This window comes from Thermocrispum agreste DSM 44070 (genome assembly GCF_000427905.1).
GTDB classification, from domain to species: Bacteria; Actinomycetota; Actinomycetes; order Mycobacteriales; family Pseudonocardiaceae; genus Thermocrispum; species Thermocrispum agreste.
The window spans coordinates 316,005-331,686 of the sequence record NZ_KE386604.1 but is presented as its reverse complement, the minus strand read 5'-3'; the positions used below and the strand labels follow the sequence as shown (position 1 = coordinate 331,686).

Here is a 15,682-nt window from a genome sequence, read left to right as displayed (position 1 = left end):
CCGGCGCGCGCCCGTCGCCGAGAACGACGCCGACGCCGCCCGGAAATCCGTTCAGCACTCGGTGCGCGCGCCCGTCCCTCAGACGTCGGCGGAGTTGGCCGCTTGCCGCTCGGCGTACTCCTTGAGCCGCTGCAGCGTGCGTTCGATGTTGCGCTGGTTGTGCCGGTCGCGGTCGGGCACGCCGAGCAGGTACCTGTTCACCAGCTTGGTCGGCAGGTCCGGCGCCAGGCGGCGGGTGCTCTCGGTGACCCGGCAGCCCCGCTCGGTGGCTTCGATGTCGTAGCTCCACACCGCGGTCGGCACGCCGAGCAGGCTGACCTGGAACGCGAAGCGGCAACGCTGCGGGTCCTCCGTGGCCTCGGTGACGGTGCACTTCATCGCCCACCTGCGGCCCTTGTGCCGGTTGACGCCCCGGAACTGGGCGCCGACGGCGGGCCCGGTGGCACCGCCCAGCCACACGCAGCGCTCGGTCTCCTCGGCCCACTCCGGCAAGCCGGTCACGTCGGAGACGATGCGATACACCAGCTCCGGCGGGGCGGCGATGTCGATGGAACTGTGCGCGGTCGGCTCTGCCACGGCGCCTCCTTCGCTGTCTGGTTGCTCACCTTATCCGCGCGAGCTACCGGTGACCGGGTCGTGGTGGCAGGATCACATGCATGGCCGAGCTCGATCACCTGGTGTGCGTGGTGGACGACCTCGGCACATGCACGCGGCAGTTCGCCGAAGCCGGCTTCGTCGCGTGGCGCTCGCCGTCCGGTGGCACCGTGCAGGTTCCGCTGGCGCACTGCCGCTTGGAGCTGCGCTCCACTCCCTGGGGCCGGCGGCTGCTGCGCAGATGGCGACGGCACTCGGGATCGGAACACGAACCGGGAACCGTCGTCCCGGTGCTGCGGGTGGACGACCTCGAAGAGGCCGTCGCAGCCCTGCGGTCCGCCGGGTTCGCCGTGCACGACCCGGTGGACCGTGAGCGATCGGCACCCGGCGGAGAACGGAGCCGCTGGCGCCAGGCGGACTGCGATGATCCCGATGTCCCGCTGGTGATCGAATACCGCTCGGCCCCGCCCGACGACCGCCACGGCGAGCGCGAGATCCGGCGCGTGGTGGTGCCCGTCCACGACCTTGATCGGGCCGCCCGTGCTTACCGTGCCCTGCTGCCCGGCGAGGGCGCGGTGTGGCGGGCGGGAGACACCGTCCTGCAGCTGGTGCCGCGCTCCTCCGTGCAGCGCGCGACCGTCGAGTTGACCGGCGCTCCCCTCCCCGATCCGTTGGTGAAGCTCGGACTGAGCGTCCGTCACCGGCCGGGAGACGTCGATCCCGCCGCCGAGCGGCTGGCTCAGGCGGTGCGGTACCGCACGGTTTCCTACGAAGAGCGCGATCGCATCGACGACGAGCAATTCGCCCAGTTCGGCCAGTTCCTCGAGCGGTCGTTCCCACGCGTGCATGCAGAGCTCGAACTGCGCACGGCGGGACACAGCCGGCTCTACCGTTGGGCCGGCCGCGCGGATGGGCGGCCCGCGGCATTGTTGCTCGCCCATCAGGACGTCGTGCCGGTCGACGACGAGGCAGCCTGGACGTATCCGCCGTTCGAGGGCGTCATCGCCGACGGATACGTGTGGGGCCGCGGCACCATCGACGACAAGTCACGCGTGCTGGCGACGCTGGAGGCGGCCGAGCGGGCCCTGGCGGAAGGGTGGCGTCCGCGACGCACGGTCTACCTGGCATTCGGCCACGACGAGGAAATCGGCGGCATGCACGGCGCAGCGAAGATGGCCGACCTGCTGGCCGCGGAGGGTGTCGTCGCCGACTTCGTGCTCGACGAGGGCGGCGTGATCGGCTTGGGACTGGTCGACGGCGTGCCGGTGCCGACCGCGATGATCATGACCGGCGAGAAGGGTTTCGCCACCGTGCGGCTGTTCACCAGCGACGTCGGCGGTCACTCGTCCATGCCGCCGCGCCAGACGGCGGTGGCTCGCGTGGCGCGCGCGGTTGCCGACATCCAGGACCATCCGCTGCCGCTGCGCCTGACCGACCCGGTGCGGGAGATGGTCGCCCGCGTCGCGCCGTACATCCGCGGCCCGCTCGGCAAGCTGGCCGGCCGAGCCGCATCGCTGGGCAAACCGCTCGCCTACGCACTGGCGCTCAGCCGGGAAAGCGCGTCGCTGGTGCGCACGACCACCGCACCGACGGTCATCCGAGGCGGTGTCAAACCGAACGTCCTCCCGCAGACGGCCGAGGCGTACGTGAACTTCCGCATCCTGCACGGCGACACCACCGAGAGCGTGCTCGAGCACTGCCGCCGGGTCGTACGTGACAAGCAGGTCGGCGTGGAGCTGGCGCCCGGCGAGCACCATTCCGAACCGTCGCCGATCTCGTCGACCGACAGCCCGGTCTTCCGGATGCTCGCCGAGCTGGCCACGGCGGTCGTGCCGGAGGCGGTGGTCACCACCGGCCTGGTCCCGGGTGCCACGGACGCGCGGCACTACCACCACGTCGCCAGGGAACGATTCAACTTCGCCCCGATCCTGGTGGACAGCGCCGACCTGAGCGGTATCCACGGCACCGACGAACGGCTGTCGCTGGCCAACTACGCCCGGCTCATCGACTTCACCGGGAGGCTGCTGCGCCGGTTGTGAGCACCGGCCGGCCGTGGCCTGCGCCACGCACGAGAAGCGCCCGGACGATCACTGGCGTAGCTTGCAGGCGGTGAGCTGGTGGCAAGCGGTTCTGATCTTCCTGGCCGGCCTGTGGGCCGGAACCATCAACACCGTCGTCGGCTCCGGCACCCTGGTGACGTTCCCGGTACTGGTGACGGTGGGCTATCCACCGGTCACCGCCACCACGTCCAACGCCATCGGGCTGATCTTCGGCACGGTGGCAGGAACCATCGGCTACCGCCGCGAGCTGGCCGGGCAGCGGGCCAGGGTGATGCGGCTGGCGGTAGCCTCGTTCCTCGGCGCGGTGCTCGGCACGGTCCTGCTGCTGTCCCTGCCGCCGACGGCGTTCGAGACGATCGTGCCGGTGCTGATCCTGTTCGCCCTGGCACTGGTCGTGCTGCAATCCAGGATCAGCGCCTGGCTGGGCGAACGACGCGAGAAGCGGCACGAGCACGGCGGCCTGGCCATGTGGATCGGCACGCTGCTGGTCGGCGTGTACGGCGGCTACTTCACCGCGGCGCAGGGCATCATGCTGCTGGCCATCGGCGGCCTGTTCCTGACCGAGTCGCTGCAGCGGCTCAACGCGCTGAAGAACGTGCTGGCTGGCGTGGTCAACACCGTCGCGGGGATCATCTACGCGTTCCTCGCGCCGGTGAGCTGGCCGGTGGTGGCCATCCTCGCGGTGAGCTCCACGCTCGGCGGGATGCTGGGTGCGAAGATCGGCCGCCGGTTGCCGCCGCAGGTGCTCCGCGCGGTGATCGTGGTGGTCGGCCTGGCCGCGGTGATCAAGCTCCTGCTCGATTGAACGAACGCGCCGCCGCCAGGAAGGTGTCGTTCTCCTCCGGGGTGCCGATGGTCACCCTGGCACCGTCGCCGACGAACGGCCGGACCACGACCTTGCTCGCCAGCGCGTGCTCGGCGAAGGCCGCGGTCTGCTCGCCGAGCGGCAGCCAGACGAAGTTCGCCTGGGTCTCCGGGACGTCGTAGCCCGCGGCGAGCAGCTCGTTGCGCACCCTGCTCCGCTCCGCCACCACCTGGGCGCAGCGGGCCATCAGCTCCTCGTAGGCGTCCAGCGAGGCCAGCGCGGCCGCCTGGGCCAGCGAGTTCACGCTGAACGGCACGTACACCTTGCGCACCGCCGCGGTGACCTTCGGGTTCGACACCAGGTAGCCGACGCGCAGCCCGGCCAGCCCGTAAGCCTTGGAGAACGTGCGCAGCACGGCCACGTTGTCCCGGCCGGCCAGCAACTCGACACCGTCGGGGACGTCGCCGTCGGTCACGTACTCCCGATACGCCTCGTCCAGCGCCACCAGCACACCGTCCGGCACCGCGTCGAGGAACCGCAGCAGCTCTTCCCGGCGAACGACGGTGCCGGTCGGGTTGTTCGGGTTGCACACGAACACCACGCGCGTCCGCGGGGTGATGGCCGCCAGCATCGCGTCGAGATCGTGGGCGTAGCTGTCGTCGAGCGGCACGGTGATCTGCTTGGCCCCGACGACCTGGGTGATGATCGGGTACGCCTCGAACGAACGCCAGGCGAACAGCACCTCGTCCTCCGGCCCGCACATCGCCTGGATGAGCTGCTGGCACAGCGACACCGAGCCGCAGCCGACGGCGACCTGGTCCCGCTCGACCCCCAGCTTGTCCGCCAGCCGCTCGACCAGCGTCCACGCCCCCATGTCCGGGTAGCGGTTGATCGCCTCCGCGGCGTCCGCGATGACGCGCACCACGCTCGGCAGCGGGCCGTCCGCGGACTCGTTGCTGGCGAGTTTGATCGCCCCGGGCACGGACTTGCCGGGCACGTAACTGGGCAGCGTGTCCAGGTCGGTTCGCGGGGTGACGGGCATCGACACGGCTCCTTGTATCTGTCGCGCGACCGGGAACCTCCTGGTGGGAGGCACCGTCGAAGGGGTTGGTCAGTGCTTGTTGGTGGCTTGAGGCTAGCGCGCCGAGGGCCGCCGAGGAATTCCGGCAAAAATCCTTTCCGAATCGGGCCGACTCGGTACCGTGTTTGCAGGGCTTGATCGCCAGGCGCCGCAGGAGGGGGTACTCCGCAGCATGAGCGAAGACAAGTTGGTCGCCCTCGGTGGTGAGGATCCGCCACCGGCTCACCTGGACCCCGCCTACCAGACGGGCGAGGGTACCGTGCCAGGGGTTGCTCCGGCTCCGCCCGTCCCGTCGCCGTCCGATGAAGGTGCGCTGGCGCCCGACCCGGAGGTCGTTGCTCCCGTGACTCCCGGTGACGTGGCCGATGACGACGTCGCCGATGCTCCGCAGCGGCCCGACCCGGACGAGACGTTCGGCAAAGGGTCGGGCGTCGACCTGGTCCCGGTGTCCCGGGACATGGCGGCGCTGAAGGAAGCCGCCCAGGAGGGCAAGCTGCGGCTGGACGAGGAGACCGCCGACGCGCTGCTGAAGGACCTGGCCGACATCAAGGAGAAGGTGGACAAGGTGCTGTCCGAGGCGCGCGAGCTGGACGTGCCGCTCAAGCTCGGCGCCAACTGGGTGGCCGAGACGATGAGCAAGCGGCTGCACGCGGTGGCGGACGGCACCGACAGTGCGGCGATCCGCGTGCTGAAGCAGTTCGCGATGGTGATCGCCGACTACGAGGCGGCGGTGCGGGCGGCGACGCGCCGCTACTACACCACCGAGGAAGAGCTGCAGACGGCGATGCGGGACATGCAACGCAAAGTCGCTGACGAAGGGAGCCGAGCGTGACCCTCCCACCTTCCGAAGGCGGCCTGCGCGGGCGTGGTGGCGGGCAGGCCCAAGGCATTGCTCCCGGCGGTTGTGTCCGGCCGGACGAACCCGGTCTGCCGAAGGGCGGCGGCACCTGGGGCACGGACGACGGCTGGGACACCGACGGCACCCCGCCGGACGAGCGCGACGAGACGCCTGCCGATCGCGGCGGGTCGTCGTCGATGGGTATCGGGCCGGGTGGCTGCATCCCGCCGGACCATTGGCCGAAGGACACCGACTACGGACCGCTCGGCGCGGGCGATCTGCACGCCGACATCGACTGGATGACGTGGAGCCATGAAGAGCTCTACCTGATGGCCACCCAGGGCCTGGACGTGGCCGGGGCCAACGCGGTGGCGGCCAAGTGGGGCGACGTCGGCGTGTTGCTGCAGGAGATCGCCGACGACCTGGACCGGGCCGCGCGCAAGTCGGAAGCGGGCTGGGAAGGGTCGGCCGCCGAGCTGGCCAGGAAGACGGCCGCGCAGCTGGCCCGCTGGGCCGAGGACACCGGCGGCCGCGCGCACGAGGCGGGCACGTGCGTGAGCAGGCAGACGGACATCGCGGTGCGGGCCGCCCGGGAGATGCCGGAGCCGGTCCTGGTGCCCGAGCAGATCCCCATGCCGACCCCGTCGGCGGGCGGCACCGGCGGGGTGGCCGGTGGCGTGAGCGGTGGCGGTTCGGTGGCGCTGGCGTCCAGTGGCGGCACCATGGCCATGTCGGCGTCCAGTGGCGGCACGATGGCCATGTCGGCGTCCGACGGGGTCCGGGTGCTGTCCCCTTCCGGTAGCCCGTTCGTCAGCCAGGATCTCTCCAACGCCGGGCTGCTGGTCCAGGATCCGTGGGGGCCGCTGGAGAAGTCCCGCGCGGCGCACCGGCGAGCCGCCGAGGTCATGCGGACGATGCAGCGCGAGTCGGCCGAGGTGTACGGCTCGGTCCCGTGGTTCACACCGCTCAAGCAGGAGGTGCCGGACGACCGGCGGCGTCGTCCGGACGACGAGCCGAGGGCGCCCCGGGTGCCGGACCAGCCGCCGCGGACGACCACGTCGGCGGCATCCGGCGCCGCCGTGGCCACCGGCGCCGGCGCTGCGGGTGCCATCTCCGGGACAGTCGGTGCTGTCGGCGGCGTCGGCAGTCTCGGCGGTGGCGCGGCCGGCGGCACGCCAGGTGGCTCGGGATCTCTTGGCGGCGGCGCGCATTCCGGTGTGCTCGCCGGCGGCAATGCGGGCGCACCCGCCGCTGGCCCGGCGGCCGCTGCGGCCGGCGCCGGAGCCGGTGCCGGTGCCCGGGGCATGGGCGCCATGCCCGTGGGCGCGATGGGCGCCGGAGCCGCAGGGGGCCGGTCCGACGATCGGTCGCACAAGCGCTCCACGCCGGTAGCCGGCGAAGAAGGCATCTTCGACGTCGGCAAGAACGACATTCAACGCAGGCTCCTCGGGGAGGCCGGCGACGACGAGCCGCCGCGGCGGTTCTAGACCGGAGGACGGGTGCGCGACGAGGAAACGGGTTGGATCGAACTGCACGCGGCGGAGTTCTTTCTGCTGTGGCGCGGGCTCGATCTGGGCGACGTGCCGGAGTGGCTGGGCATACCGGCGTTCGGGCGGACACCGCGGGCCAGGGCCGAGTGGTCGGCCATCGTGAGCGAGGCGCTGACGATGCGCGACCTCGGCACGGTGGAGCGTCCGGCCGGTGACCTGGCCGGACTGCTGCGGACCATCGCGGACGCCGAGGCCATGCTCGAGCTCCAGGTCGATACCCGGGAAGCGTCGCTGCGCGCGCTCGGCGGCATCACCGCGGGACGGGCGGCGGCGGTGGCACGGGTGAACACTCAGGTCCGGATCGGGCCGGCGAGCAGCGACGCGCTGGTGCGCACCATGCTCGAGGTGCCCCCGCCGATGAACCCGGGCAGCGGCATCTCGGCCAACCTGCCGATCGCGGATTTCGAGAAGGCGTGCTCGGCCGCCGCGCAGGACGGCGTCAGCGGGTTCGTCGAAACGCTCACCGAACTGGGCGTGCGACGGGAAGAGTGTCTTGTGCTGTCCAAGGCGTTCGGGACCAGGTTCGGCGGCGGCCGCCTCGGCGCGAAGGCCAGAGACGGCCGTGGCCGCTGGCATCGTGCGCCGGTGACCGTGTCGTGGGTGGACGCCGAGGACGGCCGGTACGCGCTGCGCACCGACGGCGAGTGGATGACGGTGACGCCCGCGGACGAGGCCAGGCTGGTCGCCATGGCCGAGGAGATGCTCGACACCGTGGTCTGATCCACAGTGCCGCATTAGTCTGCGGGGCATGTCCGACATCCCCGAAGTCCTCTGGCGTCCGGATCCGCATCGTCTGCCCGACACCCGCATCGAGCAGTTCAAACGATGGCTGTCCGAGCAGCACGGGCTCGATGTCAGCCGCTACGAAGACCTGTGGCGGTGGTCGGTCGACGAGCTCGACACGTTCTGGTCCGCGTTCAGCGAGTTCATCGGCGTGCGGTGGCGCAGCGAGCCGAGCGCGGTCCGCGAAGGCGACCGGATGCCCGGTGTGCGGTGGTTCCCGGGCGGCGAGCTCAACTACGCCGAGCATGCGCTGAGCGGTGTTGCCGGGGCCGAGAAGGCCGACGACGAGCTCGCGGTGATCTTCCGCCGGGAAGACGGGCTGGAGCAGCAGCTGACGTTCGGTGAGTTGCGCGCGAAGGTAGGTGCGGCGCGCGGCATGCTGCGCGCGCTGGGCGTGCAGCGTGGTGACCGGGTCGTGGCGCTGGCGCCGAACTGCCCGCAGACGCTGGTGACGTTCCTGGCCGCGGCGAGCCTGGGGGCGATCTGGTCGTCGTGCTCGCCGGACTTCGGTGTGCGGGCCGTCGCCGACCGGTTCACCCAGATCGAGCCGAAGGTGATGCTGGCGGTCAACGGCTACCTGTACAACGGCAAGAAGTTCGACGTGCGGCCGACGGTGCGGGAACTGGCCGGGAAGATGCCGTCGCTGCAGGGCATCTTGCTGATCGACTACGTCGAGCTGGAGCAGGAGCAGCTGGCGGGCGCAGTGGATTTCGACACCGCGTTGGCCGAGCACGACGGCGCGCCACTGGAGTACGAACCGGTGCCGTTCGAGCACCCGCTGTGGGTGCTGTATTCGTCGGGGACCACGGGCCTGCCGAAGGGCATCGTGCAGGGGCACGGCGGGATCGTCGTCGAGCACCTCAAGCAGATGGCGTTGGCGCTCGACCTGGGGCCCGGCGAGCGGTTCTTCTGGTTCACCACCACCGGGTGGATGATGTGGAACTTCCTGGTGTCGGGCTTGCTGGTGGGCAGCACCGTGGTGCTGTTCGACGGCAGCCCGGGACACCCGGACCTGAGCACGTTGTGGCGGCTGGCCGCCCAGCATCGGATCACGTACTTCGGGACCTCGGCGCCGTTCGTGCAGAGCTGCATGAAGCAGAAGATCCGGCCGGCCGCGGAGCACGATCTGTCGGCCATGCGCGCCATCGGGTCGACCGGTGCGCCGCTGTCGGTGGACGGATTCCGATGGATCGTCGACGAGGTCGGCCCGGTGCAGATCTGTTCCGTCTCCGGCGGGACGGACGTCTGCACGGCATTCCTCGGCGCCTCGCCGGACGTGCCGGTATGGCTCGGCGAGCTGTCGTGTCGTTCGCTGGGGGCGGCCGTGGCGGCATACGACGAGCACGGCAACGAAATCGTCGACGAGGTCGGCGAGCTGGTGGTCACCAAGCCGATGCCGTCGATGCCGGTGTCCTTCTGGAACGACCCCGACGGGTCGCGGCTGCGTGCCGCGTACTTCGAGGACTTCCCCGGCGTGTGGCGGCACGGCGACTGGGTGCGGATCACCGAACGCGGATCCGCGGTCATCTACGGCCGCAGCGACTCGACGTTGAACCGCGGCGGGGTGCGGATGGGCACTGCGGAGTTCTACCGCGTGGTGGAAAGCTTCGACGCCATCACCGACTCGCTGGTGATCGACACAACCCGGATCGGCGAGGAAGAGGGCGCACTGCTGTGCTTCCTCGTGCTGGCGCCGGGGGCATCGCTGGCAGAGCTGGAGCCGCAGCTGCGCACGAAGCTGCGGTCCGAACTGTCGCCCCGGCACGTTCCGGACCGGTTCATCGAGGTGCCGGCCATCCCCCGGACGTTGAACGGCAAGAAGTGCGAGGTGCCGGTGAAGAAGATCCTCAGCGGCGTCGACCCGGCCGAGGCCATCAGCGCGGACGCGTTGGCCGATCCAGCGGCGCTGAAGCCGTTCGTGGCGATGGCGGGCAAGGCCGAGACCTGAGGGCCACCGGAGAGCCGGAGCCCGCGCCCCCGGCGGACAACGCCGAGACCTGAAAGCCACCCAAGAGCCGGAGCCCGCGGCCCGGACCGACCGCTGAGCGGTCCGGGTCCGCTCCCGGGTGTGTCAGCCTGCCTCGGCTTCCGCAAGTGCCGACCCTGGCGGCCTTCCAGCGCGGGGCACCGGCACCTCCCAGGTACGGATCGGAGAAATTGAGTTCTGGCGGCCGCCCAGCGCGGGGCACCGGCCCATGCCTTCCGGCGGTCAGCGCCGGCTCCGTCGGCTGCTCGGTGGGCGTGGCCACGGAGATGGTGGGGGCGGGGTGGGTCGCGCGGAGGGTGGACGGTAACCTAGTCGCACCGATATACCCGGGAGGCTTCGCCTAGTCTGGTCTATGGCGCCGCACTGCTAATGCGGTTGGGGGTTTGAGCCCCCTCGCGGGTTCGAATCCCGCAGCCTCCGCAAGATGCCGGCGCGCTGCCCTGGATGATCCGGGGCAGCCGCCGCATGTCGGCGGTTGGTCGCGGAAACCGCACCGACGTCGCTCGGACGCCAAGCGCTCACTTCGTCCAAGCCACGGTGATCAGTGCCGGAGCACTCGCTCCGTCCTGGCTACTTGTCGCCGCTGAACACGGTGAGTTCGCCGCCCGGCATGGACACGATCTTCCGCGCGCCGGGCCCGGCAAGCGTCCACGCCTCGAACTCCTCGTCCGGCGGCACCGAGATCTTCGTACCGTCGGCCAGCGTCATGGTCAGCGCGCCCGCATCGTCGACGACTGCCGCGATGATGCGCTTGCCGACCAGCCAGTTGAACACCGTGGAGTCGGTGATGGTGTCCGGCGAATACGTCACCGTGCCCCGGTTGCCGGACACCGTGAAATCGGACTCGACTCGCACCTCGACCCCACCGTCGGTGCGCACGACCAGCGCGAATTCGCCCGTCGCTTCCGCGATGAACTGCCCAGCAACGCCCAAGTCCATAGTCATCTCCTACCAGCCTTTGGGCACCGGATACGATCCGTCCGGATTTCTGGGAATGTGGGTGTCCGCCCTGGAGCCCGGCTTGCCGTCCAAATTTATCGGCTGGCCGTGCTTGTTGTAGAACCGGACATATCCATACGGGTACCGAGGCGTCGGATCCATGATGCGGACCATGTCGGCGTTTCCTTGGGCGCCGGGGCGCTGCCACACGACGCCCTTGCCGTTGTCGGCCGTGCGTTTGGTCCATCCCTCCTTGACGCCGGGTGGCAGCTCCTCCTGCCCCTGCTGGTCCCCGTCCTTGTCCTTCTTCTCGTCCTTGTCCTTGCCCTCGTCCTTCTCCTTCTCCCGCTCCTTCTCCTCGGTCCGCTCCTTGTCCTTCTCCTGGTTCTCGGGCCCCTTGTCGTCCTTGTCGCCCTTGTTCGTCTCGGAGTCCGTGCTGGACTTCGTGGGATCCTCCAGGGTCTTCTTGAGGGCGTTGTTCGGCCGCCCCTCGATCGCCCTGGCTTTGACCTCGGCCACGCCTTGATCGACGCTGTCGATGGTGGGCGTGCCTTTGGTGGTCGACTGCTTCTTGCCGTCGGCGCTGTTGCCGTCGCCTTTGTTCGTTGCTGGGGTTTTCCCGGTGGTGTTGGGTGTTTTCGGTTTGGGTGTCATGGTCGGTTCACCCGAGGAGTTTGGCGAGGTTGGTGAGGCTGGTGATCAGGGCGGTGACGTAGGTGAGGATGCGGCCGGCCCATTTGACGACGGCGGCGGCGATTTGTGAGGCGATGACGGGGATGGTGACGACGAAGATCGCTTCGGCGGCCCAGACGATGACGCGGGCGACCAGGTCGGCGATAAGGTCGCGGACGATGTCCCTGGTGAGCTGGACCAGGCCGCCGGCGCCTTCGGTGGCCGATTGCATGGCGGTGCAGATGGCGGACAGGCCGTTGATGGCCTCGACGTTGTGCTCCATCAGGTTGTGGTAGGCGTCCGCCGCTTCGCCCTGCCAGGCTTTGAGGTCGTTGTCGACGGCGTTCTTGAGCTCGTCGGCGATCGAGGCGAACTCGCCGGCCATGTTCGCCCAGGTCTGGGCGTGGGATTGCACCACGTCCGGTTTGCCGGTCAGCTCGTCCAGCATCTCGCGCAGCGGGTCGAAGTACTCGATCGCCCAGCCGAGCCCGTTGGCCAGCAGCGCGCTGATCGGATCCATCACCGTGGCGGCCACGTCCACCCCGAGCGAGGCACCCGCCAGCACGTCGTCGACCCAGCCTTCCGACTTGATCGCCTGCACCAAGCCCTCGACCCCGTCGGCCAGGGTGGACCCGGTCCACGGCTTGCGCGTGGACTCGACCGGAGCGATCAGTGAGGTGTCGGTCATCGCACCCCGCTTTCGATGGCTTGGAAGGTGCCGCGATGCTGTTCCTCCATGCGCTCGTAGACCTTCGCGGCATCCCGCAACGTGTCAGCGACCAGCTGCAGGTTCTCCTCCACGTAGGCGATCACGTCGTCGACCTTGACGTGCTTGCCCTCCAACACGTCCGCGATCCACCCGCACAACAACCCGTACGCCTCGTTGTCCTTGGCGATGTGACTGCTTGCGGCCTTGATCGCGCCGAACCGCTCCCGCAACGCGTCGATGTTGCCCGCGTGCTTGGTGATGTCCTCCACCGGAGCGTGATACCCCTGATGCCCCACGACACCTCCCGGCCGTCACTCGAACTTGAACTCGAACGGCTCCTCGTCGTCGTCCTCGTCCACCCGATTTGGACGCCGTGGAGCACTCGACGGTTTCACAGTGGATGCGGGCGCGGACGGCGGCGAAGCACCCGCCGGGCCAGCCGACCCCGGCAGACCAGACGACATCGACACCCCAGGCGACGGTGTCGGCGGAGGCGGGGCAGCAGGCGTGGTCTTGGTCACCGTCTCGGACACATCGTCGGCGAGCAGATGCTTGCCCACCGAGGCCGCAATCGCCCGCCCTGCCGCCGACTCGGTGCCGATCGTCTCCTCGACGATCTCCCGCGACCGCTCCGCCAACCGGGCCTTGGCACGGCGAACGGTGTCCATGATCGCCTGCGCGATCACATCCGGCGGAAGCCCCTGAATCCTCGACGTCAGCTGCAAACCGATCAACGACCCAGTCGAGTCGACGGTCACCTTCGCCAGCCCACGCGGATCAGCCACCGTCTCCTGCAACTGCTGCAAGCGATCACTCATCGCCTTGGTGTTGGCGGCCAGCTGGTCGATCCGGCCCTTCCACGCCGCCAAGCGCTCCCGGGCGCCCTCCGGATCAAGCACCGAACCATCCATGGAGATATGCCCCTTTCGTCCCGGCGGCAACCTAGCAACCCTCCGGCCACCGTCAACATCACCCACCACAAGTTGATCACGTTGCCAGGACGACATCACATACTCGGCGCAGCCACCGCCCCACAGGCCGGCCCCTATGCGGCCGCCTGGCCCTGCGCCGTTGCGGGCCGTCGCCCGGGTACACTGGCTGAGGCAGTTGGCGGTTGCGCCACCGGCAGGGGCGGATGCCTTCCGGGACCCGGTGGCAGGCCGCTCCCGCGGACCCGGTAACGTGTACCGCGCAACCGAACAGGCGCCCGTAGCTCAACGGATAGAGCATCTGACTACGGATCAGAAGGTTGGGGGTTCGAATCCCTCCGGGCGCGCATCAGGCCCCTGATCAGGGGCCATTTTTCTTGCCCTAGACGGCGCACCGCCCCGGAGCATTGATCATTCGTTGCACGCCGCGCACCGTCGTACCGGATCAAGATCAACGCATCAGCCGATCCCCTTCCGGCGTTCCTACCTACGCCCGCGCTCCCGGTGGCATTCACCTGATCAACGGCCGCTGCGGGACAATCGCCGCGTGGGCCACACGCATCTGCCGAAACCGGACGCCAGCACGACGTGGGAGTCGTCCTGGCCGACGGCCATAGCGCAGACCGTGGCTCCTTTGCAGCGTGGCCGGGCCGACCCGACACATCGGATCGTGGAGTCGGCCGCCCACTCCGGGCTGCCGGGTGTCTGGCGGACATCGCTGACCGATGACGGCCCGGTGAGCATGCTGCTGACGCAGGACGATGTCCACACGCTGACCTGCCGGGCATGGGGTCCCGGTGCGCGGCGGGCCGTCGAGAACGCGCCCGAGTTGTGCGGCGCGGCCGACGACCCGAGCGAGTTCCGGCCGGATCATCCGATGCTGGAGGGCCTGCTCCGGCGCAACCGCGGGCTGCGCATCGGCCGCACCAATCGCGTCCTCGAAGCCCTGATCCCCGCGATCCTCGAGCAGCGAGTGCTCGGGCGGCAAGCCACGACGGCCTGGCGCCGACTGGTTCGCCGCTACGGCACCCCCCGTGCCTGGGCCCGCGCCTGAGGGCATGAAGGTCTTCCCGGCGCCGTCCACCTGGGCGGCGATACCCGCCTGGGAATGGCATCGCCTCGGGGTCGACCCACGACGAACTCGCACCATCATCGCCTGCGTACGCCGAGCCGGTCGGCTCGAACGACTCAGCGGGCTGCCCACCGAGGACGCCAAGCGCCTGCTGTGCACGATCGACGGGATCGGGGTGTGGACAGCGGCGGAGATCGCCCAGCGGGCGTTCGGGGACACGGACGCCCTGTCCGTCGGAGACGTGCACCTCGCCCGTGTGGTCGGCCACGCCATGTTCAACGCCGACTTCGACGACGACGCCATGGTTGCCGCACTCGAACCGTGGCGGCCGCACCGCTACCGCGTCGTGCGTCTGCTGCACGCGGGCGGGTACGCCACACGGCCGCGGTTCGCGCCGCAGCGGCAATGACCTGGCTCGAGAACAACAAAGGCCGCCGGAGCAACGGCGGGGACAGATCCTTCGGGGTCTGCCCGGGCCGTAATTCCGGCGGCCTTGGTCGCTGTTCGGTCAGTGCAGCGCGCTCTTGAGCGTGCGGATGGCCAGGTCGATCGCGGCGTTGGCGGCGTGGGTGTCGCGCAGCGCGTCCAGCATCACGAAGTCGTGGATGATTCCGGCGAATCGGACCGCGGTGGTGGGCACCCCGGCCTCGCGCAGCTTGGCGGCGTACGCCTCACCCTCGTCACGCAGCACGTCGGCCTCGGCCGTGATCACCAACGCCGGCGGAAGGTCCTTCAGCTGCTCCGTCGTTGCCCGCAGCGGCGAGGCGGTGATCTCGTTCCGCTGCTTCTCGTCGGTGGTGTACTGGTCCCAGAACCACTTCATGCCGTCGCGCTGCAGGAAGTAGCCGGTCGCGAACTCGTGGTACGAACCGGTGTCGAAGGCAGCGTCGGTGACCGGGTAGAACAGCACTTGCTGCACGAACTTCACATCGCCGCGCTCCTTGGCCAGCAGCGTCAGCGCGGCCGACATGTTCCCGCCGACCGAGTCACCGGCGATCGCCAGCTTCTCCGCGTCGAGCCCCTTCTCCTTGCCCTTGGTCACGATCCACTTCGCGACCGCGTAGTTCTGCTCGATCGCACGGGGGTAGCGCGCCTCCGGCGACAGGTCGTACTCGGGGAACACCACCGCGGCCTCCGCGCCGACCGCCAGCTCACGGACCAGCCGGTCGTGGGTGTGCGCGTTGCCGAACACCCAGCCGGCGCCGTGGATGTAGAGGATCGCGGGCAGAACGCCGGTGGCGCCCTGCGGCTTGACGATCCGCGCCCGAGTCCCGTCCTCGAGGGTGATCCACTCCTCGTCGACCGGCAGCTTCGGGTAGTCGGTCGTCTGCGCCTCGTCGACCGCCTTGCGACCTTCCTCCGGAGGCAACTCGAACAGGAACGGCGGGTTGGCGGTCGCGTTGGCGAACTCCTGAGCGGCCGGTTCCAGAACAACACTCATGTCGAACAACCCTTTCGAACTCGGAGCCCTCGAGGTCTTCGGGGACTCGCAACCCTTGTGGAAGTCTTTGGAGAACGTTCGTTCTCCGATGTCTGCTACTCTAGGAGAACGATGGTTCTCCCCGCAACATGGCGTGCGTCACGTGGCGGTCGCGGGAGACGAAAGACGGCGATCCCGGGATGAATGACGGTGATCGCGGAGGCGCAGGGACGCAGACGCGAC

The 15,682-nt window shown here is 69.6% G+C and carries 16 protein-coding genes and 2 tRNA genes; 10 read left to right on the top strand and 8 right to left on the bottom strand.

What is annotated here, in order from left to right; genetic code table 11:
- Nucleotides 1-78: 78 nt before the first annotated feature.
- Nucleotides 79-576: an SRPBCC family protein gene (locus YWY_RS0116285; RefSeq protein WP_028848483.1), complete on the bottom strand. Its 498-nt coding sequence runs from the start codon at nt 574-576 to the stop codon at nt 79-81.
- An 80-nt stretch (nt 577-656) separates the two neighbouring features.
- On the opposite strand from YWY_RS0116285, the gene YWY_RS0116280 reads away from it, so the two are divergent.
- On the top strand, nt 657-2,633 hold the full coding sequence (locus YWY_RS0116280) for a M20/M25/M40 family metallo-hydrolase (RefSeq protein ID WP_084609326.1): 1,977 nt from the start codon (nt 657-659) through the stop codon (nt 2,631-2,633).
- 70 nt (nt 2,634-2,703) lie between these two features.
- Nucleotides 2,704-3,459, top strand: coding sequence for a sulfite exporter TauE/SafE family protein (locus YWY_RS0116275; RefSeq protein WP_028848481.1), 756 nt, complete (start codon nt 2,704-2,706; stop codon nt 3,457-3,459).
- Here the strand turns inward: YWY_RS0116275 and hisC are convergent.
- Nucleotides 3,440-4,501, bottom strand: coding sequence for a histidinol-phosphate transaminase (hisC, locus tag YWY_RS0116270; RefSeq protein WP_028848480.1), 1,062 nt, complete (start codon nt 4,499-4,501; stop codon nt 3,440-3,442). The genes YWY_RS0116275 and hisC overlap by 20 nt on opposite strands.
- 211 nt (nt 4,502-4,712) lie before the next feature.
- On the opposite strand from hisC, the gene YWY_RS0116265 reads away from it, so the two are divergent.
- The 5 genes from YWY_RS0116265 to YWY_RS0116245 all read left to right on the top strand — a co-directional run bounded on the left by YWY_RS0116265 (nt 4,713) and on the right by YWY_RS0116245 (nt 10,118).
- On the top strand, nt 4,713-5,372 hold the full coding sequence (locus YWY_RS0116265; protein ID WP_028848479.1) for a hypothetical protein: 660 nt from the start codon (nt 4,713-4,715) through the stop codon (nt 5,370-5,372).
- Nucleotides 5,369-6,865 carry a hypothetical protein gene (locus tag YWY_RS0116260; RefSeq protein ID WP_028848478.1) on the top strand — a complete coding sequence of 499 codons (1,497 nt, stop codon included), beginning with the start codon at nt 5,369-5,371 and terminating at the stop codon, nt 6,863-6,865. The genes YWY_RS0116265 and YWY_RS0116260 overlap by 4 nt, the downstream gene beginning before the upstream one ends.
- A gap of 12 nt (nt 6,866-6,877) precedes the next feature.
- Complete coding sequence (locus tag YWY_RS0116255) at nt 6,878-7,648, top strand: ESX secretion-associated protein EspG (protein ID WP_028848477.1); 771 nt, start codon at nt 6,878-6,880, stop codon at nt 7,646-7,648.
- Nucleotides 7,649-7,676: 28 nt separating this feature from the next.
- Entirely contained in the window at nt 7,677-9,659 is a 1,983-nt protein-coding gene (locus YWY_RS0116250; RefSeq protein ID WP_051310356.1) for an acetoacetate--CoA ligase, read from the top strand.
- Between the two features lie 368 nt (nt 9,660-10,027).
- Nucleotides 10,028-10,118: transfer RNA gene (locus YWY_RS0116245), tRNA-Ser, on the top strand.
- Nucleotides 10,119-10,268: 150 nt separating this feature from the next.
- On the opposite strand, the gene YWY_RS22445 is transcribed toward YWY_RS0116245, so the two are convergent.
- The 5 genes from YWY_RS22445 to YWY_RS22435 are packed head-to-tail and all read right to left on the bottom strand — an operon-like array spanning nt 10,269 to nt 12,917.
- Nucleotides 10,269-10,637, bottom strand: coding sequence for a DUF6188 family protein (locus YWY_RS22445; protein WP_038045467.1), 369 nt, complete (start codon nt 10,635-10,637; stop codon nt 10,269-10,271).
- A gap of 9 nt (nt 10,638-10,646) precedes the next feature.
- On the bottom strand, nt 10,647-11,291 hold the full coding sequence (locus tag YWY_RS0116235) for a hypothetical protein (RefSeq protein ID WP_028848475.1): 645 nt from the start codon (nt 11,289-11,291) through the stop codon (nt 10,647-10,649).
- Between the two features lie 7 nt (nt 11,292-11,298).
- Nucleotides 11,299-11,997 (bottom strand): WXG100 family type VII secretion target, encoded by a 699-nt coding sequence (locus YWY_RS0116230; protein WP_028848474.1) that lies wholly within the window; start codon nt 11,995-11,997, stop codon nt 11,299-11,301.
- Nucleotides 11,994-12,314, bottom strand: coding sequence for a hypothetical protein (locus YWY_RS22440; protein WP_084609325.1), 321 nt, complete (start codon nt 12,312-12,314; stop codon nt 11,994-11,996). The genes YWY_RS0116230 and YWY_RS22440 overlap by 4 nt, the downstream gene beginning before the upstream one ends.
- A gap of 15 nt (nt 12,315-12,329) precedes the next feature.
- A complete protein-coding gene (locus YWY_RS22435) occupies nt 12,330-12,917 on the bottom strand; it encodes a YbaB/EbfC family nucleoid-associated protein (protein ID WP_156899310.1) in 588 nt (195 codons plus the stop codon).
- Nucleotides 12,918-13,221: 304 nt separating this feature from the next.
- Between YWY_RS22435 and YWY_RS0116215 the strand changes: the two genes are divergently transcribed.
- The 3 genes from YWY_RS0116215 to YWY_RS24720 all read left to right on the top strand — a co-directional run bounded on the left by YWY_RS0116215 (nt 13,222) and on the right by YWY_RS24720 (nt 14,428).
- Nucleotides 13,222-13,294, top strand: a tRNA-Arg gene (locus YWY_RS0116215).
- 200 nt (nt 13,295-13,494) lie between these two features.
- Nucleotides 13,495-14,001: a DNA glycosylase family protein gene (locus tag YWY_RS24725; RefSeq protein ID WP_245566705.1), complete on the top strand. Its 507-nt coding sequence runs from the start codon at nt 13,495-13,497 to the stop codon at nt 13,999-14,001.
- Nucleotides 13,982-14,428 carry a DNA-3-methyladenine glycosylase family protein gene (locus YWY_RS24720; protein ID WP_245566704.1) on the top strand — a complete coding sequence of 149 codons (447 nt, stop codon included), beginning with the start codon at nt 13,982-13,984 and terminating at the stop codon, nt 14,426-14,428. Before YWY_RS24725 ends, YWY_RS24720 begins: the two co-directional genes overlap by 20 nt.
- A gap of 99 nt (nt 14,429-14,527) precedes the next feature.
- Here YWY_RS24720 and YWY_RS0116205 read toward each other — a convergent pair whose 3' ends face one another.
- The gene (locus YWY_RS0116205) at nt 14,528-15,460 is read right to left on the bottom strand and encodes an alpha/beta hydrolase (protein WP_038045462.1); all 933 of its coding nucleotides are present in this window, start codon (nt 15,458-15,460) and stop codon (nt 14,528-14,530) included.
- Nucleotides 15,461-15,682: the final 222 nt, after the last annotated feature.